At 67.5% G+C, this 24,505-nt stretch carries 17 protein-coding genes and 1 tRNA gene; 11 read left to right on the top strand and 7 right to left on the bottom strand.

The window, feature by feature from the left end; translation table 11 throughout:
* The first annotated feature begins 5 nt into the window (after positions 1 to 5).
* Positions 6 to 1,280, top strand: a complete 1,275-nt coding sequence (locus IC605_RS01475; protein WP_216317945.1) for a DUF4139 domain-containing protein — start codon at positions 6 to 8, stop codon at positions 1,278 to 1,280.
* A gap of 73 nt (positions 1,281 to 1,353) precedes the next feature.
* Here the strand turns inward: IC605_RS01475 and IC605_RS01470 are convergent, their stop codons facing one another.
* The 4 genes from IC605_RS01470 to IC605_RS01455 form a co-directional block, all read right to left on the bottom strand.
* The gene (locus IC605_RS01470) at positions 1,354 to 2,097 is read right to left on the bottom strand and encodes a methylenetetrahydrofolate reductase (protein ID WP_216317943.1); all 744 of its coding nucleotides are present in this window, start codon (positions 2,095 to 2,097) and stop codon (positions 1,354 to 1,356) included.
* Complete coding sequence (metH, locus tag IC605_RS01465; protein ID WP_216317941.1) at positions 2,094 to 5,846, bottom strand: methionine synthase; 3,753 nt, start codon at positions 5,844 to 5,846, stop codon at positions 2,094 to 2,096. Before metH ends, IC605_RS01470 begins: the two co-directional genes overlap by 4 nt.
* 448 nt (positions 5,847 to 6,294) lie before the next feature.
* Complete coding sequence (locus IC605_RS01460; RefSeq protein WP_216317940.1) at positions 6,295 to 7,320, bottom strand: hypothetical protein; 1,026 nt, start codon at positions 7,318 to 7,320, stop codon at positions 6,295 to 6,297.
* Positions 7,321 to 7,558: 238 nt separating this feature from the next.
* The gene (locus IC605_RS01455; RefSeq protein WP_216317939.1) at positions 7,559 to 8,455 is read right to left on the bottom strand and encodes a prephenate dehydratase; all 897 of its coding nucleotides are present in this window, start codon (positions 8,453 to 8,455) and stop codon (positions 7,559 to 7,561) included.
* A gap of 69 nt (positions 8,456 to 8,524) precedes the next feature.
* Between IC605_RS01455 and IC605_RS01450 the strand changes: the two genes are divergently transcribed.
* Together IC605_RS01450 and IC605_RS01445 are read left to right on the top strand one after the other, a co-directional pair.
* On the top strand, positions 8,525 to 9,946 hold the full coding sequence (locus IC605_RS01450; protein WP_216317938.1) for an amidase family protein: 1,422 nt from the start codon (positions 8,525 to 8,527) through the stop codon (positions 9,944 to 9,946).
* 52 nt (positions 9,947 to 9,998) lie between these two features.
* A tRNA-Val gene (locus IC605_RS01445) sits at positions 9,999 to 10,073 on the top strand.
* A gap of 26 nt (positions 10,074 to 10,099) precedes the next feature.
* On the opposite strand, the gene IC605_RS01440 is transcribed toward IC605_RS01445, so the two are convergent.
* Positions 10,100 to 10,495, bottom strand: a complete 396-nt coding sequence (locus IC605_RS01440) for an Hsp20/alpha crystallin family protein (protein WP_216317937.1) — start codon at positions 10,493 to 10,495, stop codon at positions 10,100 to 10,102.
* Here IC605_RS01440 and miaA point away from each other — a divergent pair.
* Both miaA and glgC read left to right on the top strand, forming a co-directional pair.
* Positions 10,494 to 11,441: a tRNA (adenosine(37)-N6)-dimethylallyltransferase MiaA gene (miaA, locus tag IC605_RS01435; protein ID WP_216317936.1), complete on the top strand. Its 948-nt coding sequence runs from the start codon at positions 10,494 to 10,496 to the stop codon at positions 11,439 to 11,441. The genes IC605_RS01440 and miaA overlap by 2 nt on opposite strands.
* Before the next feature lie 189 nt (positions 11,442 to 11,630).
* Positions 11,631 to 12,872, top strand: coding sequence for a glucose-1-phosphate adenylyltransferase (gene glgC, locus IC605_RS01430; protein WP_216317934.1), 1,242 nt, complete (start codon positions 11,631 to 11,633; stop codon positions 12,870 to 12,872).
* 115 nt (positions 12,873 to 12,987) lie between these two features.
* Here glgC and IC605_RS01425 read toward each other — a convergent pair whose 3' ends face one another.
* The gene (locus IC605_RS01425) at positions 12,988 to 14,634 is read right to left on the bottom strand and encodes a methylmalonyl-CoA mutase family protein (protein ID WP_216317932.1); all 1,647 of its coding nucleotides are present in this window, start codon (positions 14,632 to 14,634) and stop codon (positions 12,988 to 12,990) included.
* Between the two features lie 113 nt (positions 14,635 to 14,747).
* On the opposite strand from IC605_RS01425, the gene IC605_RS01420 reads away from it, so the two are divergent.
* The 5 genes from IC605_RS01420 to IC605_RS01400 all read left to right on the top strand — a co-directional run bounded on the left by IC605_RS01420 (position 14,748) and on the right by IC605_RS01400 (position 19,832).
* Positions 14,748 to 15,725: a hypothetical protein gene (locus IC605_RS01420; protein WP_216317930.1), complete on the top strand. Its 978-nt coding sequence runs from the start codon at positions 14,748 to 14,750 to the stop codon at positions 15,723 to 15,725.
* Positions 15,726 to 15,877: 152 nt separating this feature from the next.
* Positions 15,878 to 17,659 (top strand): translational GTPase TypA, encoded by a 1,782-nt coding sequence (typA, locus tag IC605_RS01415; RefSeq protein ID WP_216317927.1) that lies wholly within the window; start codon positions 15,878 to 15,880, stop codon positions 17,657 to 17,659.
* 146 nt (positions 17,660 to 17,805) lie between these two features.
* Entirely contained in the window at positions 17,806 to 18,786 is a 981-nt protein-coding gene (locus IC605_RS01410; RefSeq protein ID WP_216317925.1) for a hypothetical protein, read from the top strand.
* Between the two features lie 106 nt (positions 18,787 to 18,892).
* Positions 18,893 to 19,423 (top strand): hypothetical protein, encoded by a 531-nt coding sequence (locus IC605_RS01405; RefSeq protein ID WP_216317923.1) that lies wholly within the window; start codon positions 18,893 to 18,895, stop codon positions 19,421 to 19,423.
* 202 nt (positions 19,424 to 19,625) lie between these two features.
* Positions 19,626 to 19,832: a DUF1540 domain-containing protein gene (locus tag IC605_RS01400; protein ID WP_216317921.1), complete on the top strand. Its 207-nt coding sequence runs from the start codon at positions 19,626 to 19,628 to the stop codon at positions 19,830 to 19,832.
* A 61-nt stretch (positions 19,833 to 19,893) separates the two neighbouring features.
* Here IC605_RS01400 and mntE read toward each other — a convergent pair whose 3' ends face one another.
* On the bottom strand, positions 19,894 to 20,781 hold the full coding sequence (gene mntE / locus IC605_RS01395) for a manganese efflux transporter MntE (protein WP_216317920.1): 888 nt from the start codon (positions 20,779 to 20,781) through the stop codon (positions 19,894 to 19,896).
* A 424-nt stretch (positions 20,782 to 21,205) separates the two neighbouring features.
* Between mntE and IC605_RS01390 the strand changes: the two genes are divergently transcribed.
* A complete protein-coding gene (locus IC605_RS01390) occupies positions 21,206 to 24,502 on the top strand; it encodes a UvrD-helicase domain-containing protein (protein ID WP_216317918.1) in 3,297 nt (1,098 codons plus the stop codon).
* Positions 24,503 to 24,505 lie beyond the last annotated feature (3 nt).

The raw sequence follows: 24,505 nt of genomic DNA, 5'->3' as shown, positions 1-24,505 counted from the left end.
CGGCCATGCAACGCATTCTCATGGCGGCGGCTCTCTTGCTCGGCACGGCCTCGGCGGCAGACCTGCGCATCTATCCCAGCTTCAGCGAGGTCCGCGAACCCGTGCGGGCGACCGGCAACACGCTCTCGGTCACCCTGCCGGAAGCGGCCTGGGCGGGCCTGATCCCCGGCACCCTCGACCTCGACGGCCTGACCTTCACGGGCGCGGTGCAGCGTCAGGAGGCGAACTGGCTCGCCTCGCTGGAGGGGAGGACGGTGTATCTGCGGCGGGAGGACGGGACGCAGGAGAGCGTGACCCTCGTCCGCGCCCGCGACCTGCTGATCCGCGACGGGCAGGGCCGCTACCGCACCGCGCGGTACGAGGACCTTGCGTTCGACGTGCCCCCGCCGCCCAACCCCCTCTCGCCCAACCAGACGCTGACTTTCACGCTGCCGCAACCCGGGACGGGCACCCTGTCCTACCTCACCCGCGCGGTCACGTGGTCGCCGCGCTACACGCTGAAGGCGAGCACGACGGGCGCGCAGCTCTCGGCCCTCGCCGACATCCGCAACGCCACCGACCTCGCCTACGACGTGCGGGGGACGGAGCTGTACGCGGGAGACGTGAATATCCAGGGGGGACCGCCCGTGCCGTTCGCGCTGGAGGCCCGCACGACGGCGGCGGACACTGTGGCAGCCCCCGCCGCCCCCAAGATCAACACCCTCGGCGAACTGCGCGGCCTGTACCGCTACGCCCTCTCCTCGCCCTTCACCCTCCCCGCCAACGCGGTCGTCACCCTGCCCTTCCTGACGCCGAAGCTCACGGCGTTCGAGCGGTACGCAGGCCTGAACACCTATTTCACGCCGCAGAACTCCTCGGGGCCGCTGAGCCGCTTCTACCGTTTCAAGGCCGACGAGAGGTTGCCCGGCGGTCCGCTGACCGTCCGCGAGGAAGGGCGCATCGTCGGGCAGACGACGATCTCCGAGACGGCGAAGGGCGCCGAGACCGAGTTCAGCCTGGGCGACGACCCGGACGTCCGCTTCGAGCGCGCGGTGCAGACGAACGTCAACCAGCGCAATGCCCAGGGCAACGCCGTCCGCACGACCTACCGGGTGACCTACACCTTCGAGAACGGCAAGGACCGCCCCGTGCGCGCCGAGGTGACCGAGCGGGTGGGGGGGCGCCGGGTCAGCATCGACGGCGTGGCGCGGGGCCAGAACCCGGCCGCCGAGCTGCGGGTGGACGTGCCCGCGAACGGGAAGGTGAGCCGGTCGTTCGTCCTCGTGGTGGACAACTCGTAGAAAGGCGCCCGGCGGTCAGCTCTCCGCCGTCCCCGATGCCCCGGCAGGAGCCGGGGCTTTGTGCTGCCCTCTCCTAGACGATCCCCTCCAGGTACTCCCGCACGTCCGCCTTCACCGGCATGAAGTAGGCGTGGTGGTCCCTTTCTCTCGCGAACGCCAACATCTGTGCGGCAAAGCGGCGGTTCCACGCCAGGGTCGGCTCGAAGGTGCGCGGAAAGACGGCGTGGTTGCGCGCCCGCCAGTAGTTGAGGGTTGATTCCGTCAGCACGGTGGTCGCCCCCCACCACATCTCGGCGCCCCCCGGGATCAGGTCGGCGTAGGCGTCCATCAGGCGCAGGTCGAAGAAGGGCTGGGTGAAAAAGCCGCAGGCCCCGGCGTCGAGCTTGCGCTCCAGGTAGTCGCGCTCGCGGGCGAAGCTCTGGCGGTAGGGGTCCAGCCCCGCGTACACCCGCACGTGCGGCAGCTCGCGCCGGAAGCGGCGGATCGCCCCCACCGCGTCCACGTCGTACACCCTGGCGCTCATGTCGGCGGGGGCGTCCCCGGTGATGATCAGCACCTCGTCGATACCTGCCGCGTCCAGCGTCTGTGCCATCGCCAGCGGCTCGCGCGGGTTGAGGTCCACCGACCGGACGTGGGGAATCGCCCGGTAACGGGGCCGGGCCAGCGCGCACCCCTGCCACGAGCGCGTCGAGTAGCGGGTCAGGTCGGGGATATTCACCGTGTCCACGGCGGGCAGGTGCTGCGCCACAACCTCCAACTCGGCGCGCAGGCCGCTGCGGGAACGGGGGACGAGTTCGACGGAGACGCGGGTGGTCACCGGGCGCCCCTCACGGGTTGTGGGGAGTGGGCCGTGGGCTGGGGGGGCGGTGCCGGGAGCTTCCCAGGGTCGTAGGCCAGGATCGGTCCCAGCCACCGCTCCGCCTCCTCCAGGGTCCAGCCCTTGCGCTCGGCGTACTCCTCCACCTGATCGCGTCCGATACGCCCCACGGCGAAGTAACGCGCCTCGGGGTGGGCGAAGTAGAGGCCGGAGACGGCGGCGGCGGGCGTCATCGCGCAGGACTCGGTGAGCTTGAGGCCGATCTCCTCGGCGTTCAGCAGGCCGAAAATGGTGCGCTTCTCGGTGTGGTCGGGTTGAGCGGGGTAGCCGGGGGCGGGGCGGATGCCGTCGTAACGCTCGCGGATCAGGTCGTCGTTGCTCAGGGTCTCGTCGGTCGCGTAGCCCCAGTACCCCGTCCGCACGTCGCGGTGGAGCTTTTCGGCGAAGGCTTCAGCCAGCCGGTCAGCGACCGCCTTGGTCAGGATGCTCATGTAGTCGTCGTGCTGCCTCTCGTATTCGCGGGCGAGTTCCTCGGCCCCGTGGATGGCGACCGCGAAGGCGCCGAGGTGATCGCCACGCAGGCTCACGAAGTCCGCCAGCGCGGTATTCGGCGTCGTCTGGTCGCGCTGCTGGCGCAGGGTGTGGAGTCGGGTGACGGGGGGCAGGGGAGCGCGACCCGCCGCCAGCTCGTGCGTCTGGTGGTCGAGCGTGTCCGCTTTGACAGCCTCCACCGCCCCCGTCTCCACCACGATGTCGTCCCCCTCGCGGTGGGCGGGCCACAGGCCGATCACGCCACGCGCCGTCATCAGGTTCTCCTCGATGACCCGTCGCAAGAGCGCCTGCGCGTCGTCGAAGAGCTTCCGGGCCTCCGCGCCGCGCAGGGGGTCGGTGAGGATGTTCGGGTAGATGCCCTTCATCTCCCACGCGATTAAAAAGGGCGTCCAGTCGATGTAGGCGAGGAGTTCCGATATGGGCTGCTCGATGACCGTCCGGCCCGGCACGTGCGGCGCAGGCACGGCGGCGGGGGAGAGGCGGGGGGCACGCTCGCGGGCCTCGCCCAGCGGGATCAGCCGCACCTGCCGCTCGCCGTGCCGTTCGCGCAGGGCCTCGTACTCGGTGCGGGTGCGTTCCTGCACGGCCTTGGCATCGGAAAGAAGGTCGCCCACCACGCCGACGGCGCGGCTCGCGTCGAGGACGTGGACGACCGTGCCGTCGTACGCGGGGTCGATCTTGACCGCCGTGTGCGCGCGGCTGGTCGTGGCGCCGCCGATTAGGAGTGGTGTTTTCACGCCCCGCCGTGTCATCTCCCGCGCCACGTTCACCATCTCATCGAGGCTGGGGGTGATCAGGCCGGAGAGACCGATGACATCCGCCCCCAACCGCTTCGCCTCGTCCAGAATCTTCTCGCCCGGCACCATCACGCCGAGGTCAGTCACCTGATACCCGTTGCAGGCCAGCACCACGCCCACGATGTTCTTGCCGATGTCGTGAACGTCGCCCTTCACGGTGGCGAGGAGGATCTTGCCCTTCCCGCTGCTCCCCGTCTGCTCGGCCTCCAGGTAGGGAGTGAGGTGGGCAACGGCGCGTTTCATCACGCGGGCCGACTTGACCACCTGTGGCAGGAACATCTTCCCGGCCCCGAAGAGGTCGCCCACCACGTTCATGCCGTCCATCAGCGGCCCCTCGATCACGGCCAGGGGAGAGCCGAGAAGTTGGTACGCCTCCTCCGCGTCCTCCGTCACGTGGTCGGTGATGCCTTGGACGAGGGCGTGCTTCAAGCGTTCGGCCACGGGCAATTCACGCCATGCGCTCTGAGCGCTCGCCTCCCGCTTCACGTCCTTGTAGCTCTCCGCGAGCTCAATCAGGCGTTCCGTCGCGTCCGGCCTCCGCGCCAGGATCACGTCCTCCACCGCCTCGCGCAGTTCCGGCTCGATGTCGTCGTACACGGCGAGCATCCCCGCATTGACGATGCCCATGTCGAGGCCCGCCCGGATCGCGTGGTACAGGAAGACGGCGTGCATCGCCTCGCGGACGTGGTTGTTGCCCCGGAAGGAGAAGGAGACGTTGGAAATGCCGCCCGACACGAGCGCCCCCGGCAGGTTCGCCTTGATCCAGCGCGTCGCCTCGATGAAGTCCAGCGCGTAACGGTCGTGCTCCTCCAGCCCCGTCGCCACCGTTAGCACGTTGGGGTCGAAGATGATGTCCTGCGGGGGGAACCCGGCCTCCCCGGTCAGCAGCCGGTACGCGCGGGAGGTGATCTCAATTCGCCGCTCCAGGTTGTCCGCCTGCCCCTGCTCGTCGAAGGCCATGACGACGGCGGCGGCCCCATAGCGGCGCAGCAGCCGGGCACGCTCCAGAAACTTCGCCTCCCCGTCTTTCAGCGAGATCGAGTTCACGACCGCCTTGCCCTGCACCCGCTTGAGGCCCGCCTCCAGCACCTCCCAGCGCGAGGAGTCGAGCATCAGCGGAACACGGGAAATGTCCGGCTCCCCCGCGAGGAGGTTGACGAATTTCACCATCGCCGCCTCGCCGTCCAGCATCCCCTCGTCGAAGTTCACGTCCACAAGCTGCGCGCCGTTCTGGACCTGTTGCCGGGCGATCTTCAGCCCTGCGTCGTAGTCGCCCGCTAGGATCGCCTTGCTGAACTTTGGGCTGCCCGTGACGTTCGTCCGCTCGCCCACGTTCACGAAGTTCGTCTCGGGCGTGACGGTGAAGGCTTCCAGCCCACTCAGGCGGAGGTAGGGCGGCAGCTTGGGAGCGGTGCGGGGAGGAAGACCAGAGACAGCCTCCACAATCGCGCGAATGTGCTCCGGTGTCGTCCCGCAGCAGCCGCCCACGATGTTGACCAGCCCCTCTTCCGCGAAGGAACGCAACACGGAGGCCGTGTGCTCGGGCGTCTCGTCGTACTCCCCGAAGGCGTTCGGCAATCCCGCGTTGGGGTGGACGGAGACGAGCGCTTCCGTGTTCGCCGCGATGGCCCGCAGGTGGGGTCGCAGCAGGTCCGCCCCCAGCGCGCAGTTCAACCCCAGGCTGAAGAGGTTCGCGTGCTCGGTGCTCACCGCGAACGCTTCTGGCGTCTGCCCGCTCAGCGTGCGCCCCGAAGCGTCCGTGATCGTCCCCGACAGCATGATGGGGAGGGTCTTCCCGTCCCTGGCAAACACTTCCTCGCATGCGAAGAGGGCCGCCTTCGCGTTCAGGGTGTCGAACACAGTCTCGATCAGGATGAGGTCGGCGCCGCCCGCGATCAGCCCCTCCACCTGTTCGGTGTACGCGGCGACCAGATCGTCGAAGGTGACGTTGCGGAACTCGGGCCGCTCCACGTCGGGGGAGAGGGTGGCCGTGCGGTTGGTGGGGCCGACCGACCCGGCGACCCAGCGGGGACGACCGTCACGGGCCGTGAACTCGTCGGCGACCTCGCGGGCCAGCCTCGCGCCCGCCTCGTTCATCGCGCGGGCCAGATGCTCCGTGCCGTAATCCGCCTGCGAGATCACGGTCGAGTTGAAGGTGTTCGTGGAGGCGATGTCCGCGCCCGCCTCGAAGTACGCCCGGTGAACGCCTTTGATCACGTCGGGCCGGGTGAGTTGCAGCAGGTCGAAGTTGCCCCGGTACATCCGCAGGGGGTCGGCCTCATCCCAGCGGAAGTCGCCCTCCGTCAGCCCCGCCCGCTGGAGCATGGTGCCCCAGGCCCCGTCGAGCACCAGAATCCGTTCCCGCGCGTGTGCGCGAATGTCGCGTGTGTCTGCCGCCATTCCAATCACCCCGGTCGAAAGACGGGCCGCCTTAACTTCCTCAGCAGCCCGTGAAACCTCGAATGCGCCTCTAGCGCCGCCTCTGGGCCATCGCCTCCCGCCGCGCCATCGTTGGCCGCGTGTGGCAGGAGCTTTCCCGTGGAGCACCGCTGCCGTGATGGGGGCCGGTTGCCGCGCCGTCAGTGGGCGGGAAAAGCCCTCGGGCGCTCTGGATGGCCGTGCCAGCGGCACGACTTCAGAAGCATAGCGCGGGGTGGGGAGGGGAGAAGGTGGGGAAGGGCAGACAAGGGGAGGGGTCTGTTGGGGAGCTAAAAACGTATAGGCCAAGTGGAAACAATGGATAGAAAACCTTAAATATTTTGTTGTAAATCAAATTTAAAGAGCGCCGGATTAAACCAAGCACAGAATCTAAAAAGTACGCACGCTGAACTATATGTAAAATCTTAAATTATTTTAAACCCCTGAGCAGTATTTCTTTGACTTTGCGCAATGCGGTAGGTATGTCAAGCTGAATGGGGCCTAAATCATAAGATTTTACCCTCACCAATCCTGGCACAACATCTTCTGTTTCACCCTGCTTGTCTTTCAAGGAACCAGCGAGAATATTTTCCGTCCTGGAAGATTCAAGTAAAGCTCTTGACTGTGCCAAGATCGTCTCGCCCTGGCTAAACAATACCTGATTCTGATTAACTATCAACTGCTGTTGGTTTGTGATTATATACTTCGCTGACTGTAGCTCCAGGTTTTTAGCTTGTTTTTCAGCTTGTAGTGACATAATTTGTGATTGGTATCCTGATATAACCATCTGTAGTCGTGACTCTGCTAAAGAAGCCGAATCTATAACACTCCTGCTTTCGCTAAGCTGTAGGTAAATTGTTAAAGCCTGATGTATTCTTGCCAAGCCAATCTGCTTATCTTCTGGGATAACTGAAAAGAGAGTTCGCTCTCCATAGTGCGATAGCTCAATGTCCACCTTCTCGCCTGCATCTCTGAGAAACTGACCGAAATAAATTAAATATTGTTCGCAGGCATATTTAAGATGCTCAGGAAATTTAAATTCGAACCGAACAATATTATCCGCTTGTTCATGATTCAAATTCTCAAACGCCTCATCTATGATTGACTCTATTAAATTTATAGAATCAATTATGCAATCTTTGGCCTTTGTCTCTTTCGGAAAAACGATTCCTAGCTCGTAAACTTCTTCCAAATTATAATCATCCCCAAAATAATTATAATACAGTTTGCCAACCTCTCCGGTAAAATCTCTCGGTGAGAACCTATGTGACCAATCGTCATACTTATATTCAATTTCGTATGAAGTTGCACCGGAAGAAAAGTCAAGCCGTAGGAAACCGCTTTCAATGAAGGGTGCCTTGAATACAAATATACTGCGGTCGAGTGTCACTGTAAGATCTTCTGCATCTGATAACGTTAGATTGTTAAACAGATCTGCGTCCTTGGAAGAGGGCAATGCAATAGTATACCTATGTGTGTTATGGGCGGATGTTGAAGAGTCAAAGTCTTGTTTGTCTAGCCTATAACGAAGCAATTTAAAATTATACATTTATGGCGAAACAACATCGCCATCGATGAGTAATTCGGGGTTTCCATCACGTTCAATTATTTGAAGGCGTTGTTGTGCAGCCATGAGGAAAGTATATCTTCTTTACAGATGTGGTCCTCCGACTCCTCGTCCTTGGCCTATACCCTCACCCCACCGTCTCCGCCGCCCTCGGATAACTCCCGATGATCTTCGCGTAGCTCGCCTTTCTCAGCACCCCGGCGAGGGCCTGAGCGACCTGGGGGTCACGGGCATTGCCCTCGATGTCCACGTACATCAGGTAGCTCCAGGCGCGGTCGCGGCGGGGGCGCGACTCGATGCGCGAGAGGTTCAGGCCGCGCAGTTCATTCAGCGTCTCGACGAGAAAACCGGGGGTGTGCCGCACGGCGAAGACGAGGCTGGTCTTGTGCGGCATGTCCGAGGAAGCGGGCTCATGGCGGGCGAGGAGCATGAAGCGGGTGAAGTTGAAGGGCTCGTCCTCGATCTCGCGGGCGAGGATGTCCAGGCCGTACAGCTCGGCGGCGCGGGCGGAGGCGATGGCGGCCTCGTCGCGGGCGCCCCGTGCTGCAAGGTCCTTGGCGCTGCCCGCCGTGTCGTGTCCCGGGACGGGTTGCAGGCCGTACTTGCGGATCAGCCCCGTGCACTGGTCGAGCGCGGGCTGCTGCGAGATCACCCGCCGCACATCCTCGACCTGCACGCCGGGCAGCGCCATCAGGCAGTGGCTCACCCGCACGACGACCTCGCCGACGACGTGGAGTTCGGTCTCGCTCAGGAGGTCGATGGCCTGGTGGATCGCGCCCATCAGGCTGTTCTCCACGGGCAGGGTGCCGTAGTCGGCCTCGCCCCCCTCGACGGCCCGCGCGACCTCGTGGAAGGTGGGGTAGCCGCGCGTGGTGACGCCGGAGTGGGGGACGCCCGCGCTTTTCAGGGCGTTGAGGGCCGCGATCTCCCCGTAGGCACCGGGATTGCCCTGGAAGGCGACGGTGAGGTGTGGCGCCGTCTCTGGCCTTTGCTCGTCCACCTGCGCGCCCTGATGCCCGTTCATGGGGGCAGGCTAGCGTATCGGTCCGTGGAGAGGGCTGAACCCCGTCCCCGCCTGAACTAGACTGCCGGGGTGTCTCCCGTCACCCCTGACCCCGTGCTCGACCTCGACGCCGCCTCGCTGAGCGGGGCCACGCGCCGGGGCGACCTGACCGCGCTGGAAGTCACCCGCGTGTATCTCAAGCGCCTGCACGCCCACAACCCGCGTCTGCGCGCCGTCATCACCGTGAACGAGGCGGCGGAGGCGGACGCGACCCGGCTCGACGCCCTGCCCCCCGAGCGGCGCGGTCCCCTGCACGGCCTCCCCATCCTGATCAAGGACAACATCGACGTGGCGGGGTTGCCGACGACGGCGGGGAGCCTGCTGATGACACGGCACGTTCCCGCCCAGGACGCCCCCCTCGTCGCCCGTCTCCGCGCCGCCGGAGCCGTCATCCTCGGCAAGGCGAACCTGACCGAGTGGGCGAACTTCATGACGCTGGGGATGCCCAATGGGTACTCCGGGGCGGGCGGGCAGACGGTCAATCCCTGGGGCGAGGGGCTCGACACGGGCGGGTCGTCGAGCGGGAGCGGCGTGGCGGTCGCGGCCCGGCTGTGCGTGGCGGCGGTGGGCACCGAGACGAGCGGGAGCATCCTCAGCCCGGCGCAGCAGAACGGGGTGATCGGGCTCAAGCCCACCGTGGGCCTGATTCCCCGGACGGGCGTGGTGCCCATCTCCCACAGCCAGGACACCGCCGGGCCGATCACGAGGAGTGCGCGCGACGCCGCCCTCCTCCTCTCGGTGATGGCCGGACCCGACGACGCCGACCCGGCGAGCCGCCTCCTGCCCGTCCCCAACCTCACCCTGCGTCCGGGGGCCCTCAAGGGGGCGGAGATCGGCGTGCTGCGCGACCCGCCCGGCTCTCCCGTGTCGGAAGAGGGGCGCGCCTCCCTCGCCCGCGCGGAAGAAGCCCTGCGGGAAGGGGGCGCAAGGGTGCGCGACGTGACCCTCCCCACCGCCGACGAGCTGAGCGGCTGGCGCTTCGAGGTCCTCGTGTACGAGTTCAAGCACGACCTGAACGCCTACCTCGCGGGGGTGAAGGACGGTCCCCGCAGCCTCGCGGAGGTCATTGAGGGCAACGACGCCGACCCTGAGCGCTTCCAGCGGTACGGGCAGGCGCTCCTCTACGCCGCCCAGGGCACGCGCGGCGACCTCGGCGAGCGGGCGTACCGCGAGGCCCGCGCCCGCGACCTCGACCTCGCCCGGACGCGCGGCCTCGACCCCCTCTTCGCCCTGGGGCTCGACGCGCTGCTGTGGCCGGGGCTGCACGGGTACGCGGTGGGGGCCAAGGCGGGTTATCCCAGCGTCACCGTGCCGACCGGCCCCCACGAGGGCGCCCCGACCGGCGTCCTCCTCACCGGCCCCGCCGCGAGTGACGGGCGCCTGCTGTCTCTCGCCGCCGACCTCAACCAGCGCCTCGGCGGCGTGCAGTTCCCGCCCGACGCCCCGGCTTGACCCCCCGCGCCCGCCCGTCTAGCATGGGCGGGCTCTCCCCCCGGGGAGATGGGGGCGGTTAGCTCAGCGGTAGAGCGTTCGCCTTACAAGCGAAGGGTCGGGGGATCGTACCCCTCACCGCCCACCAGATGCCTCACCCCCGGGTGGGGCTTTTTACGCCTCTCCCGCGTCGCTGGCATTCACGTCGATGGTCGGGTGGCGTTTCTCGAAGCGCACGCTCAGGACCCCGGCGTGCAGGCTGGCCGCCCCCGTCTGCGGCAAGACGGGCTGCGGAAAGCGCAGGGTGCGGGTAAACGTGCCGCTCGGGCGCTCGGCCTGGAGGGTGGGGCGGGGGGCGTCGCGGCGGCCCGCCACCGTCACCGTGTCGCCGTCCTCCTGAAGTTCGAGGCACCCGGGGTCCACGCCGGGCACGTCGAGCAGCAGGGTGAGGTGGGTGTCGCCGTCCACCCAATCGGCGGGCGGAGTCCAGGGCACCTCGGCGCCCAGCGTCTCGGCCTCCTCCCGGAGGGTCATGAGCTGCTGAAGGCGGGCAAGAACCGGCTCGTTCATGCCCCCCACGGTAGCACCGCCCCCTAGAATCCCGCGTGTGACGCCTGCCCCGATTCCCCTCCTCACCGCTCCCACGGCGGCCGGGAAGACGGCCCTCGCGCTGGAGATCGGGCAGGCGTTCGGCCTGGAGATCGTCGCCGCCGACGCCTTCACCGTCTATCGGGGCCTGGACATCGGGACCGCCAAACCCACCCCGGAGGAACGCGCCGCCGTGCCCCACCACCTCCTCGACGTGGCCGACGTGACGGAGGACTACGACGTGGCCCGCTACGCCCGAGAGGCCGAGGCGGCGATCCATGACGTGCTCGCCCGGGGCCGCGTGCCGCTCGTCGTGGGGGGGACGGGCCTTTACCTCTCCGCCCTCGTGCGCGGGCTGCCCCTCACCCCGCCCGCCGACCCGGCCACACGGGCGGAGGTGGAGGCCGAGCTCGCCGAACGCGGCCTGGACGCCCTCCTCGCCGAGGTGGAAGCGAGAAACCCCGCCGAGGCCGCCCGCCTGGAGCGCAATCCCCGCCGGGTCGTCCGCGCCCTGGAGGTCTACCGCCGCACGGGCCGCTTCCCGGGCGAGTTCGGGCACGCCGCGCCCACCTTCACCTACCGGGTCTTCGCCTTCACCCGCCCGTGGCCGGAGCTGGAGGCCCGCATCCACGCGCGGGTGGAGGCCATGCTCGCGGGGGGCTGGCCCGGGGAGGCGGCCTGGCTCGCCTCCCAGGTTTCGCCCGACCGGGACCCCCGCCCGACCGCCTGGCAGGCACTCGGCTACCGTGAGGCGCTGGCGGTTCATGGGGGCACCCTCACACCCGAGGAGGCCGCCCAGAGGATTTCCCTCGCCACCCGGGGGTACGCGAAACGCCAGCTCACCTGGACGCGGACGCAACTCGGCGCCCATCCCACGTCCCCGGGCGAGGCGGCGGCGGACCTGCGGACGTTCCTGGAAGCCCACTGACCCCGGCCCCCGTCTCCACGAGTTCTTTACTTTCGGCCTGTCCATTCAGGCAGGCGGCCGGGAGGGCGGGCTAAGCCTTTACACTGTCAGGTGAGCACACTGTCAGCGAGGTTCTTCGCGTTCGCCGTCCACGGGCCCGTTCGGCCCGGTCTCGCGCTGTTCCCGGCAGGTCCCAGGGGAGGTCACGACATGAAGCCCAGAGTTCTCGGCATGATTCTGGCGGGTGGGCAGGGCTCGCGCCTCTCACCGCTGACGGTCAAGCGCTCCAAACCCGCCGTTCCCTTCGGCAGCAAGTACCGCATCATCGACTTCGCCATCAACAACTTCATGAACTCGGGCGTGTTCTCCATCTACGTCCTGACCCAGTACAAGGCCCAGAGCCTCACCGAACACATCCAGCGCGGCTGGCGCTTCGGCACCTTCCTGAGCGACTACTTCATCACCCTGGTCCCCGCCCAGATGTACCGCCTCGAAGAACTCGGGCCCGTGTGGTACCGGGGCACCGCCGACGCCGTGTACCAGAACCTGCACCTGGTCGACAACTACGATGCCGATTACGTCGCCATCTTCAGCGGCGACCACATCTACAAGATGAACGTGGAGCATATGCTCCAGAAGCACATCGAGACGCGCGCCGACCTCTCCATCGCCGCCTACCCGATGCCGCGCAGCCAGGCGCACCAGTTCGGCATCATGCACGTGGACGAGCGGGGCCGCGTCACCGATTTTCTGGAAAAGCCGAAAGACCCCCCGCCCATCCCCGGCCAGCCGGACATGAGCCTGACGAGCATGGGCAACTACATCTTCTCGCGCCGGGCGCTGGAGGAACTGCTCGAAACCAGCATGTCGGGCGGAGAGGAGGGCTTCGATTTCGGCGGCGACGTGATCCCGCGTGCCCTGTCGGACGGCTACAACGTGATGGCCTACGACTTCCACCGCAACCCCATCCCCGGGCAGGCGGGCCCCAACCTCTACTGGCGCGACGTGGGAACGCTCGACGCCTACTTCGCCGCGAACATGGACCTCGTGAGCGTCAACCCCGAGTTCGACATCTACAACCCCGACTGGCCCCTGCGCACGAGCAGCGAGTTCTCGCCCCCCGCCAAGTTCGTCCACGAGAGCGAGGGCCGTAAGGGACAGGCCTTCAACTCGATCATGGCGGGCGGCACCATCATCAGCGGCGGTACGGTGCGCGACTCCATTCTCGGCCGCGCCGTGCGCACCCATTCCCACTCGCTGGTCGAGAGTGCGGTCCTCTTCGACAACGTGGAGGTCGGGCGCCACGTCCACCTGCGCCGCGTCATCATCGACAAGGACGTGACCATCCCCCCCGGCACCCGCATCGGCATCAACCACGACGAGGACCGCGAGCGCGGCTTCACGGTGACCGAGAGCGGCGTGGTGGTGGTGCCGAAGAGCTACACGTTCTGAGGGAGCGGTCAGCTTTCAGCGGTCAGCCGTCAGCGAAAACAGGAAGGTGGGCAATCCCGGTTCGGGCGGCCCACCTTCCTCTTTTTGCTGAGAGCTGAATGCTGGCGGCTGGCCGCTACACCAACACCGGCTCCACGTACTCCCCGTACACCCGCTTCAGGGTGTCCATCTGCTCGCCCAGCGTCGTGTAGGCGTGGGCGCACTCCAGGAAGGCGGGCATGGTGTTCGCGCCCGTCACGGCGGCGTCACGCAGGGAAGTGAGGGCGGCCTCGGCCCGCCCCGGGTCGCGTTCGCGGCGGACCTGCGCCAGCCGCGCCTCCTGCACCCGCTCGACTTCCGGGTCGATGAGCTGGATGGGCACCTCCACCGCGTCCTGCACGAAGGCGTTCACGCCGACGATGATGCGGTCGCCCGTTTCCACCTCGCGCTGGTAGCGGTAGGCGGCCTCCGCCATCTCGCGCTGGAAGAAGCCCAGCTCGATTCCCTCCTCCACCCCGCCCAGCGCGCGAATCTGCTCGATGTAGCCCAGGGCGGCGGCCTCGATGTCGTCCGTCAGCTTCTCGACGTAGTAGCTGCCCGCCAGCGGGTCGACCACGCCCGCCACGCCCGTCTCATACGCGACGATCTGCTGCGTCCGCAGGGCGATGGTCGCGGCCTCCTCGGTCGGCAGGGCCAGCGCCTCGTCGTAGGCGTCGGTGTGGAGGCTCTGGGTGCCCCCCAGCACGGCGGCGAGGGCCTGGATCGCCACGCGGGCGATGTTGTTCAGCGGTTGCTGGGCGGGCAGCGAGACCCCGGCGGTCTGCGAGTGCGTGCGGAGCATCCACGACTTCGGGTTCTTCGCCCCGTAGCGGTCGCGCATCTGCCGCGCCCAGATGCGGCGGGCGGCGCGCAGCTTGGCGACCTCCTCGAAGAAGTCGTTGTGGATGTCCCAGAAAAACGAGATGCGCGGCGCGAACTCGTCGATGTCGAGCCCCCGCTCCAGCGCCTTCTCGACGTAATGAAAGCCGTCCGCGAGCGTGAAGGCGAGTTCCTGCACGCCCGTCGCCCCCGCCTCGCGGATGTGATACCCGCTGACCGAGATGAAGTTGAACTTCGGCACCACGCGCGGCCCCCACTCGAAGGTGTCGATCACGAGCTTCACGCCGGGCGCGGGCGGGAAGATGAACTCCTTTTGCGCGATGTACTCCTTGAGGATGTCGTTCTGGATCGTGCCGCCGACCCTCGTCAGGTCCTTGCCCTGCTTCTGCGCGTTGGCGATGTACATGGCCCAGATCGCGTTCGCGGGAGAGTTGATCGTCATGGAGGTCGTGACCTGCTCGGGGTCGATGCCCTGGAACAGAATCTCCATGTCCGCGAGGCTGCTCACCGCCACGCCGCATTTGCCCACTTCTCCCTTCGAGAAGGGGTGATCGGAGTCGTACCCCATCAGGGTCGGGAGGTCGAAGGCGGTGGAAAGACCCGTCTGCCCGGCCCTCATCAGCGCGTGGAAGCGTTCGTTCGTCTGCTCGGCGCTGCCGAAGCCCGCGAACATTCGCATGGTCCAGAGCTTGCCGCGGTACACGGAGGACTGCACCCCGCGCGTGTAGGGAAACTCGCCGGGGTAGCCCAGGTCACGCGCGGCGTCCCAGTCCCGCAGGTCGTCCGCCGTGTGGATCGGCTCGGGGTCCATGTCGGAGAGGTTCTTGAAGTTGTACTTGCGCTCGGGGAACTTCTGGGTCGCGGGCAGGTAGACGCTCTGCATCCACTCGTTCTTGGTCTTCATCGGACACCTCGGGAGGGGAGGAAACGAACGCTCGTTAGGTGGAGACAGCCTAGCAAAGTCGCCGCGCCATCTGGCGGATGCTGGCGCTGCCGGTTCGCCCTACCCTGGACCGAATGGCCGACCTGCCCACTGCCGCCGACCTCGCCACCTTCTCGCTCGCCGCGCAACACCCCCTCACCCGCTCCTGGGCGGATGACCCGACACGCCTCGCGCTGCTGGCCGAGGAACACGCCTTCGACCTGCAACTCGCTACAGACCTCGACCTCGCAGGGCAGCGGGCTGAGTTTCTGAATGTGGGTCAGCCGCCGGAAGCGTTCCTCAACCGCTGGGGAGAGGTGGGGCCGGACCTGAGCGCGATGCTCTCGATCCGTTTCGAGGGGCTGGACCGCGAGAAGCCCTTCGTGGACGCCAGCGTGACCTCGCGGCCCCTGAAAGCCTCCGACCTCCCGGCGCTGGCATCGGCTGGGTTGGACGTGTACGGCGCGTTCCGGCCCGGACGGTTGCGGGTGTGGAGCGCTGCGCCGCTGGACGGGTGGACGGCGGAGGTGCCAGGGACACGGCCTGATCGTCGGGTGCTGGCCGCTCCCCTGGCTGAACTCCGGGAGCGCGAGGTGCCGGATGATCTCACCCTCTTGCCTACCCGTGACCTGACCCGTTACGCACACGCCGTGGCCGCCTACGCCGCCGTCGACGTGGCTCATCCAGAACACATCGAACAGGCGCGCGTGATGGAAGAGGAGGCGCTGCAAGAGGTCATCGAGGCGCGCACCATGTTTGACGTGCTGTGGAAGGGACGTTGGAGCGGGTACGTGGGAGCCCTCCCCAAACCCAAGTACGGCTTTCCCGCGTACTCGGTTCAGGAACTCCTGCTCGCCCCCCACGCTCGCGGCCACGGCCTCGGCCCCCACCTCTCTACCCTCCTCGCCCGCCACCTGCCGGACGATGGACGGGTGCTTTCCGGCACCATCCACGGGGAGAATCTGGGAGCCCGCCGCGCCGCGTTGAGGGCCGGGCGGCACGACGTGGGCGGCTGGACCTGGGTGCCTCTCCCCGGGGGCAGGACCCCACCCGCCACCGTGACCTCCGCCTGACCCTCCGCCCCGCCACATCTGCTAGAATTCCCGTTTGGGTGTCCCGCCCACGCAGTCCAAGGTGCGGCGGGCTTTTTTATGGCAAGACGGGCTGATGGCTGAACGCTGAGTGCTGATAGCTGCCAGCTCCGAGACCAGGGAGCTGAGAACAAATGGAATACCGCAACATCGCCATCATCGCGCACGTCGACCACGGCAAGACCACGCTGGTGGACGGCATGCTCAAGCAGACCCTCAAACTCGGCCACGGCGAGGAGATCGCCGAGCGGGCGATGGACAGCAACGACCTCGAAAAGGAACGCGGCATCACCATCCTCGCCAAGAACACCGCCGTGGAATACAAGGGCGTCAAGATCAACATCGTGGACACGCCCGGCCACGCGGACTTCGGCGGCGAGGTCGAGCGCGTGCTCGGCATGGTAGACGGCGCCCTCGTCCTCGTGGACGCGGCGGAGGGGCCGATGCCCCAGACCCGCTTCGTGCTCCGCAAGGCCATCGAACTGGGTCTCAAGCCCATCGTGGTCGTCAACAAGATCGACCGGGGGGACGCCCGCCCCGAGGAGGTCGTCAACCTCACCTTCGACCTGATGGCCGAACTCGGCGCGAGCGACGACCAGCTCGACTTCCCGATCCTCTACGCCGTCGCGCGGGAGGGCAAGGCGTACCGCGACCTCGACAACCCGCAGCCCGACATGCACGAACTCTTCGACATGGTGCTGGAGCAGATTCCCGCGCCGAAGGTCGATCTGGACGCCCCCTTCCAGATGCTCGTGACGAACCTCGACTACTCGGAGTACCTGGGCCGCATCGTCCTCGGGCGGGTGCAGCGCGGCAAGGTGAGGAAGGGCGAGTTCGTCCAACTGATCCACAAGGACGGCACGATGACGAAGAGCCGGATCGTGCAGCCCTTCACCCACCTCGGTCTGCGGAGGATAGAGGTGGACGAGGTGGGCGCCGGGGACATCGTGGCGCTCGCTGGGATCGAGGACGCGCAGATCGGCGAAACGGTGGCCGACCTCGCCGACCCCGAGGCGCTGCCCATCATCACGGTGGACGAGCCGACCGTCTCGATGGTGTTCCAGCCCAATACCTCGCCCTTCGCGGGCAAAGACGGCAAGTACGTCACGTCCCGGCACCTCAACGACCGCCTCAAGCGCGAGGTCATGACGAACGTGTCGCTGCGGGTGGAGGAGATTCGCCCCGACGAGTTCAAGGTCTCGGGGCGCGGCGAGCTGCACCTCTCGATCCTGCTGGAGACCATGCGCCGCGAGGGCTACGAGGTGCAGGTCGGTGCCCCGCAGGTCATCGTGCGCGAGATCGACGGCCAGAAGCATGAGCCGATGGAGCACCTCGTCATCGACGTGCCCGAGGTCCACTCCAGCACCGTGATCGGCGTGCTGGGCGGGCGCAAGGGCCAGATGGTGAACATGGAGCCGCAGGGCAGCCGCGTGCGGGTGGAGTTCAAGATTCCCAGCCGCGCCCTGTTTGGCTTCCGCACCCAGTTCCTCTCGATGACCCAGGGCGAGGGCATCATGAGCCACATCTTCGACGGGTACGCGCCGTGGGCCGGGGAGCTGCGGACCCGCCAGAACGGCTCGCTCGTGAGCATGGAGGACGGGGTGGCCTTTGCCTACTCGATCTTCAAGTTGCAGGACCGGGGCGCTTTCTTCATCGACGCCGGGCAGGACGTGTACGTGGGCATGATCGTCGGCGAGAACGCCCGCGAGCAGGACATGAACGTGAACGTCTGCAAGAACAAGAAGCTCACGAACGTCCGCTCGGCGGGCGCCGACGAGGCCCTGACCCTGACCCCGCCGCGCCGCCTGAGCCTCGAAGACGCGCTGGAGTACATCGCCGACGACGAGCTGGTGGAGCTGACGCCGCACAGCATCCGATTGCGCAAGAAGGTGCTCAACCCGAGCTTCCGCAAGTAAGGCGTGGGGAGTTGGGGGAAAGGGAGGGGCCGGGGCCGGGTGCCCGCGGCCCCTCCACCTTTTGGAGGAAACTTCTGCCCGCCCGGAGGCGTAAGGTGGGGCATGTTCGACTTCACGGCGGCACGGCCAGGGAAGGGAGGGCGCTGATGGACTGGGTGGTTCACCCGCTGGCGGGGCTGGCGCTCGCGTTCTGGGCGTCGGTGATCTTCTCGGGCCGGGGCCGCTTCTGGCAGCCCGTGGCGCTGGCGGCAGGGTGGATCGTGCTGCTGGCGGTGCTGGGGGCGGAGTGGGTGGTCCACCCGGCGGCGGGGATGCTGCTGGGCTTTTTCGGCTCGCGCGCCTTTGGCGACTGGCACAGTCCCAGGTGGCGCAGACGCTGGCCGGGCTTGCTGGCAGGGCTGGTCGCCGGCGTGTTCTTCATGGCGCTGGGGGCCGGGTGGCTCGCGTTTCCGCTGTCGGTCATGGGGATGATCTGGTTCTTCACGGCCCTGCCCACCCTCCGGGCGACGGAGACGGCCCGGCTGGACTCTGCCGCGTCTCCGGCGGCCCTGCCCGAGCAGGCGGGCGGAGTGCCGATGGGATATTTCCCGGGTCACTGGAGCGGGCACGCCGAGGCGCGCGCCGAACGACGCGCGGCCCGGCGGCAGGCGAAGCGGGCCCGGCGGGAGCAGGAAGGGCGCGAGGAGGTCACGCCCACCGCTCCCCCGCCCCCGGTTCCGGACCCCGCCCCCTCCCTCGCCGCCTACGTCCACGACGAGCGCCTGCCGGGTGAGGCCCGCGCGCAACTCGCCGCCCTCGACCTGCGGACGGGGGAAGCCCTGACCCACCTGGAAACGGCAGGTCAGGGGGGAAGCGAGGCGGCCTACCTCGCCCGCGCCATCCGCGACGAGTACGCGCCCACCGCCGTGCAGGCCTACCTCAAGCTGCCGCCCACCCTGGCGAACGTCGAGCCCCTCGAGGACGGCAAGACGGGCCGCGACCTGTTGCGCGAACAGCTCGACCTCCTGCTCGGCGGCGTGCAGGACCTCCTCGGCACGGCCCTGCGCTCGGGCGGCAAGGAACTGCTGACCCACGGGCGCTTTCTGGAAGACAAGTTCCGCAAGGCCCAGGGCGATCTGGAGGTCTAGGACCGCATGAGGACGGCCCCTGTTCCCCAGGCGGTCACACCTTGTCTGGCTTCTGTCCTTGGCACATCCTCCACCAAGCCTTAACCTGAGTACAGGACTCAGGATTATGACCAGACCCTCCACGGCTGCCCTTCAGACCCCCGCCCAGGCTTTCGGCGACTCCCGCACCGCCTCGCTGCTGCTGGCGGCGGAGGCGGTGCTGGCGCACCTGCATCCCCGCGCGCCCCTGCGGATGTCGGGCGTGTCGCTGAAGGCAGGGGGCGGCGTAACGTACGCGCTCGCCCCCGACCCCCAGGCGCTCGTCCTGAACCGCGGCCTGCGCGAGGAAGTGGCGCTCGTGGCCCTGGCGCGGGAGGCGATGACCCGCCTGCTGGGGCTGAGCGCCGGGGAGGGGGGCCCCACCGAACGGGACGCCCGCGCCCTGCTCGCCGCCGCCCTGCGGGACCCCGAGGAGCTGGAGGTGCTGGACGCCCAGGTCCGCGTGCTCGAAGCCCGCGCCCGCGCCCTGCTGCGCCGCTCCTGGGCCGAGGTCGAGGTCGTCGCGGCGGGGCTGCGCGAGCACGGCGCGCTGGACGCCCAGGCCGTCGCCCACCGGGTCGCCTGCGCCCAGGCCATCCGGGGCACGCTGCTCAACTGACGCCGCCTTCACCTCTCCTCATCCCCGGACGGCCGGCTCCCGCGCTGTCGGGCCGGGAAAGACCCCCCGGGCGCGGCTTTTCGACCCGAAGCAGGACAATCCAGCCTGGAACAGTCGGAATTGTGAGCCAACCCTTATTTTGCGGGCTGGGTTACCTTCGCCCTCTCCCGGGCGGCGCACTCTGCGGGCAGGAGGCAAGGCTATGAACGACAGGCAAGGGATGCAGGGCGGGGAGCAGATGAGCGTCGTGAGCCGCTGCGGGGCGACGAACTGCCGTTACAACGAGAACGAGCAGTGCATGGCGGGGCAGATCGAGGTGGCCTTTAACGGCCAGATGGCCCAGTGCATGACCTTCAGCCCCGAAGACCAGATGGGCGATACCCAGACGATGGGCGAGGGCGCCCGCTGAGCCTGTTCAGGAAGGGACGACGGGCCGGGCCTTGACGCTCCGGCCCTTTTGCTGTGCCCGACTACAACACGAGGACGCCGTGGTGCTTGGCCTTTTCCTGCGGCTCGACGTGAATGGTCACGCTGGCGCCTTCGAGTTCGGCCCGGATCGCGTCCTCCAGCCGGTCGCAGATATGGTGGGCCTCCTCGACCGTCATCTGGCCGGGCACGACGAGGTGGAACTCCACGAAGGTGACGCGGCCCGCGTGCCGGGTGCGCACGTCGTGGATTTCCAAAGCCCCCTCGGCGTGCTCGCTCATCAGCTGGCGCAGACGATGGGTCGTGGCGGGATCGGCCCCGGCGTCCATCAGCCCGCCCACGCTCTCGCGCATCAGGCCCCAGCCGCTCCACAGCACGTTGAGCGCCACGAGCACGGCGAGCAGCGGGTCGAGGACGGCCCACCCCGTGACCCCCGCCAGCACCACGCCCACGAGCACCCCCACGCTCGTCACCACGTCGCTCAGGACGTGCCGCCCGTCGGCGAGGAGGGCAGGCGAGCGGTGACGGCGGCCCTCGCGCAGCAGCACCGAGGCCCACAGCCCGTTCAGGACACTCGCCCCGAAGTTGACGAGCAGCCCGGGGTAGGGAGCGTCCACCGAACGGGGGTTCAGGAGCGCGGGCACGGCCTCCGTTAGGATGGCGACGGCGGCGAGGACGATCAGGACGCCTTCTGCGACCGCGCTGAAGTATTCGGCCTTGGTGTGCCCGTAGGGATGGTTCGCGTCGGCGGGCCGTGAGGCCACCCGCAGCGCCACCAGGGCGGCGACGGCGGCGGCCACGTTGATGATGCTCTCCAATGCGTCGGAGTACAGCGCCACACTGCCCGTCAGCCCGTACGCCACGAATTTGAGGCCCAGCACGACGGCGGCCACCACCACGCTCCCCAGCGCGATTCGCGTCGTGCGGTTCATGGGCTTGAGGCTAGCAGGGTTGGGAAAGACGCGGGGCGGCACCGGGTGGGGAACAGGGTCAAGCGCGAGCGCCAGGGTTGCCCCCGTGACCTGAATCCCACAGGGTGAGGGCCTGAACTGAGGGCCTGAACGACTCACCGCTACCGGCGCGACCCTGCAAGGCTCGGCGAGGAATTGAAACGGTCCCCGGACGACGCCTCGTTGTGGGCTGTGAGGCCCGGCCTCGTCCACCCCGCCGGGAATCTGGCGCCGCACCGGGTGGGCAACCCCGGGCTGCTCCCCGCGCAGAGGGGCTGGAGGCCGTGCGGGCCACGGCTGTACCGGCCGACCTCGACGAGGCAACTGCCGGGTGTCCCTCCGCGCCACGAGCAGGCGCGAGCCGCCATTACGTCCCTGACATAACCCACCCTGCTACAATCCTTCGGTGACCACCGCGCCGGACCTGCCCGATTCCCCCCTGCTGTCCCAGCTCAATCCCAATCAGGCGCAGGCCGCCCACCACTTCCGGGGGCCCGCGCTCGTGATCGCCGGGGCGGGCAGCGGCAAGACCCGCACGCTCGTCTACCGCATCGCGCACCTGACCCTGCACTACGGGGTGGACCCCGGCGAAATCCTGGCCGTGACCTTTACCAACAAGGCCGCCGCCGAGATGCGTGAGCGGGCGCAACACCTCGTCCAGGGGGCCGACCGATTGTGGATGAGCACCTTCCACTCGGCGGGCGTGCGGATTCTGCGGGCGTACGGCGAGCACATCGGATTGAAGCGCGGCTTCGTCATCTACGACGACGACGACCAGATGGACATCCTCAAGGAGGTCATGGGCAGCGTCCCCGGCATCGGCCCGGACACCAATCCCCGGGTGCTGCGCGGCATCCTCGACCGCGCCAAGAGCAACCTGCTCACGCCCGAGGACCTCGCCCGCAGCCACGAACTCTACATCAGCGGCGTGCCCCGCGAGTCCGCCGCCGAGGTCTACCGCCGCTACGAGTCACGCAAGAAGGGCCAGAACGCCATCGACTTCGGCGACCTGATCACAGAAACCGTCCGGTTGTTCAAGGAGGTGCCCGGCGTCCTCGACCGGGTGCAGGACCGCGCCCGCTTCATCCACGTGGACGAGTACCAGGACACGAACAAGGCGCAATATGAATTGACGCGGCTGCTTGCGAGTCGAGATCGGAATTTGTTGGTCGTGGGAGACCCCGATCAATGCCTCCCGCCCGGCACGCTCGTCTGCACGCCGAACGGCGAGCGGCCCATTGAGGAGATCGTGGAGGGAGACCTCGTGTGTGGCACGGGTGGGGGAGAGAGCCTCGTCCCTGCCCGCGTCACCCACGTCAAGCGCGGGCACTCGACCGGGCCGCTGTGGACGGTCGCGGCGGGGGGGCGCACCCTGCGCGGCACAGCACACCATGTCGTCCTGGCGCGGCACGAGCCGATGGTGGGCCAGTGGTACGTGTACCTGATGTACCGCGAGGACCGGGGTTACCGTGTCGGCCTCACCGTGGGTGCGCGGCAGAACAGCGAGGGCAAGACCGACTACGGTTACCGGGTACGGCTCAACCAGGAGAACGGCGACAAGGTGTGGGTGCTGCGCGTCTGCGAGTCGCGCGCCGACGCCGCGTACTGGGAGGCGCTGTATGCCGCCCGCTATGGCCTGCCTACCGCCCTCTTCCACGGGGTCGGGCGGAACCTCGCGCTGAGTGAGACGCACCTCGCCCGGCTGTTCTCGGAACTGGACACCGTGAGCGCTGCGCGGCGCCTGATGGCCGACCTGCACCTGCACCCTGACTTCCCCCACCACAGGCCGCAAAACGGGATGCGGCGCCAGAGCGTGAACCTGATCATGTACTCCGATCATCGGAGCGGCCTGGTCGGCTACCACCGCGTCCAGTGGAGCAGCAACCGCGCGGACGTGGCCGAACGCCTGACGCAGGCGGGGCACCCTGTCCGCACGAACGGGCGCGGCGGCTACCGGCTGGAGGTCAGCCGCAAGGATTACGAGGGGGCGCTGGAGTATGCGCAGCAGGTGGCGCGTGACGGCGGATTGGAACTGCAACGCAAGGCGCTGGTGGACGGGCACATGTACGCCTTCCTGCCCCTCTCGCACCTGCACCCCGGGATGAAGGTGCTGGTGCAGGACGCCGGACACCTGCGCGAGGAAACTGTGGAGAGCGTCGGCCAGGAGTCCTACGACGGACCTGTGTACGACCTGACCGTCTCACCTACACATACCTATCTGGCCAACGGGATTCTCGTCCACAACAGCATCTACAAGTTCCGCGGCGCCGACATTCAAAACATCCTCGACTTCCAGAAAGATTACCCCGACGCCAGGGTCTACATGCTCGAACACAACTACCGTTCGAGTGCGCGCGTGCTGGGTATCGCCAACAAGCTGATCGAGAACAACTCCGAGCGGCTGGACAAAACCCTGCGCGCCGTCAAGGAGGACGGGCACCCCGTCATGTTCCACCGGGCGACGGACCACCGGGCGGAGGGGGACTTCGTGTCGGAGTGGATCACGCGCCTGCACGCCCAGGGCGTTTCCTTCAAGGACATGGCGATTCTGTACCGCACGAACGCCCAGTCGCGCGTGATGGAGGAGTCGCTGCGGCGGGTGCAGATTCCCGCGAAGATCGTGGGCGGCGTGGGCTTCTACGACCGCCGGGAAATCCGCGACATCCTGGCCTACGCCCGCCTCGCCATCAACCCGGACGACGACGTGGCGCTGCGCCGCATCATCGGGCGGCCCCGGCGCGGGATCGGGGACACGGCTTTGGAGCGCCTGATGGAGTGGGCGCGGGTGAACGGCACCTCGGTCCTGACCGCCTGCGCGAATGCCGTCGAGCGCAACGTCCTGGAACGCGGGGCTCAGAAGGCGGTCGAGTTCGCCGAACTCATGCACGGGATGAGCGAGGCCGCCGACAATTACCTGCCCGCGCCGTTCCTGCGTTTCGTGATCGAGACGAGCGGTTATCTCGACCTGCTGCGTCAGGAGGGGCAGGAGGGCCAGGTGCGGATGGAGAACCTGGAGGAACTCGTCAACGCCGCCGAGGAGTGGTCGCAGACGAACGAGGGCACCATCGGGGACTTCCTTGACGACGCGGCCCTGCTCTCCAGCGTGGACGACATGCGGGCGCGGCAGGAAAACAAGGGCGTGCCGGAAGACGCCGTGACCCTGATGACCCTGCACAACGCCAAGGGGCTGGAGTTCCCGGTGGTGTTCATCGTGGGGGCGGAGGAGGGCCTGCTGCCCAGCAAGAACTCGCTGCTGGAGGTCGGCGGCATCGAGGAGGAGCGCAGGCTCTTCTACGTCGGCATCACCCGGGCGATGGACCGCCTCTTCCTGACCGCCGCGCAAAACCGGATGCAGTTCGGCAAGACGAATTCCACGGAGGACAGCCGCTTCCTGGAGGAGATCGAGGGGGGCTTCGACCCGGTGGACCCCTACGGGCAGGTCATCGAGTACCGGCAGAAGACGTGGAAGGACTTCCGCCCGTCCGCGCCGAGCCAGCCTGCCCCCAGCGCCGTCAAGAACACCAGCCCGCTCACCTCGGAGATGGCGTACCGGGGCGGCGAGAAGGTCCGGCACCCCAAGTTCGGCGAGGGGCAGGTGCTCGCGGTGGCGGGCGTGGGCGACCGGCAGGAGGTCACCGTCCACTTCCCCACGGCGGGCGCGAAAAAGCTGCTCGTGAAATTCGCCAACCTCACCAAGGTCTGAGGC

It is taken from the genome of Deinococcus aestuarii (genome assembly GCF_018863415.1).
Lineage (GTDB): Bacteria > Deinococcota > Deinococci > Deinococcales > Deinococcaceae > Deinococcus > Deinococcus aestuarii.
This window is presented reverse-complemented; position numbering and strand designations above follow the sequence as displayed.

Excerpts from the sequence above, each read along its gene's own strand:
- IC605_RS01475 (WP_216317945.1), top strand. The coding sequence starts at position 6 with ATGCAACGCATTCTCATGGCGGCGGCTCTCTTGCTCGGCACGGCCTCG.
- metH (WP_216317941.1), bottom strand. The coding sequence starts at position 5,846 with ATGGCGGCAGACACACGCGACATTCGCGCACACGCGCGGGAACGGATT.
- IC605_RS01455 (WP_216317939.1), bottom strand. The coding sequence starts at position 8,455 with ATGAACGGGCATCAGGGCGCGCAGGTGGACGAGCAAAGGCCAGAGACG.
- miaA (WP_216317936.1), top strand. The coding sequence starts at position 10,494 with ATGCCCCCCACGGTAGCACCGCCCCCTAGAATCCCGCGTGTGACGCCT.
- IC605_RS01440 (WP_216317937.1), bottom strand. The coding sequence starts at position 10,495 with ATGAACGAGCCGGTTCTTGCCCGCCTTCAGCAGCTCATGACCCTCCGG.
- glgC (WP_216317934.1), top strand. The coding sequence starts at position 11,631 with ATGAAGCCCAGAGTTCTCGGCATGATTCTGGCGGGTGGGCAGGGCTCG.
- IC605_RS01425 (WP_216317932.1), bottom strand. The coding sequence starts at position 14,634 with ATGAAGACCAAGAACGAGTGGATGCAGAGCGTCTACCTGCCCGCGACC.
- IC605_RS01420 (WP_216317930.1), top strand. The coding sequence starts at position 14,748 with ATGGCCGACCTGCCCACTGCCGCCGACCTCGCCACCTTCTCGCTCGCC.
- typA (WP_216317927.1), top strand. The coding sequence starts at position 15,878 with ATGGAATACCGCAACATCGCCATCATCGCGCACGTCGACCACGGCAAG.
- IC605_RS01410 (WP_216317925.1), top strand. The coding sequence starts at position 17,806 with ATGGACTGGGTGGTTCACCCGCTGGCGGGGCTGGCGCTCGCGTTCTGG.
- IC605_RS01405 (WP_216317923.1), top strand. The coding sequence starts at position 18,893 with ATGACCAGACCCTCCACGGCTGCCCTTCAGACCCCCGCCCAGGCTTTC.
- IC605_RS01400 (WP_216317921.1), top strand. The coding sequence starts at position 19,626 with ATGAACGACAGGCAAGGGATGCAGGGCGGGGAGCAGATGAGCGTCGTG.
- mntE (WP_216317920.1), bottom strand. The coding sequence starts at position 20,781 with ATGAACCGCACGACGCGAATCGCGCTGGGGAGCGTGGTGGTGGCCGCC.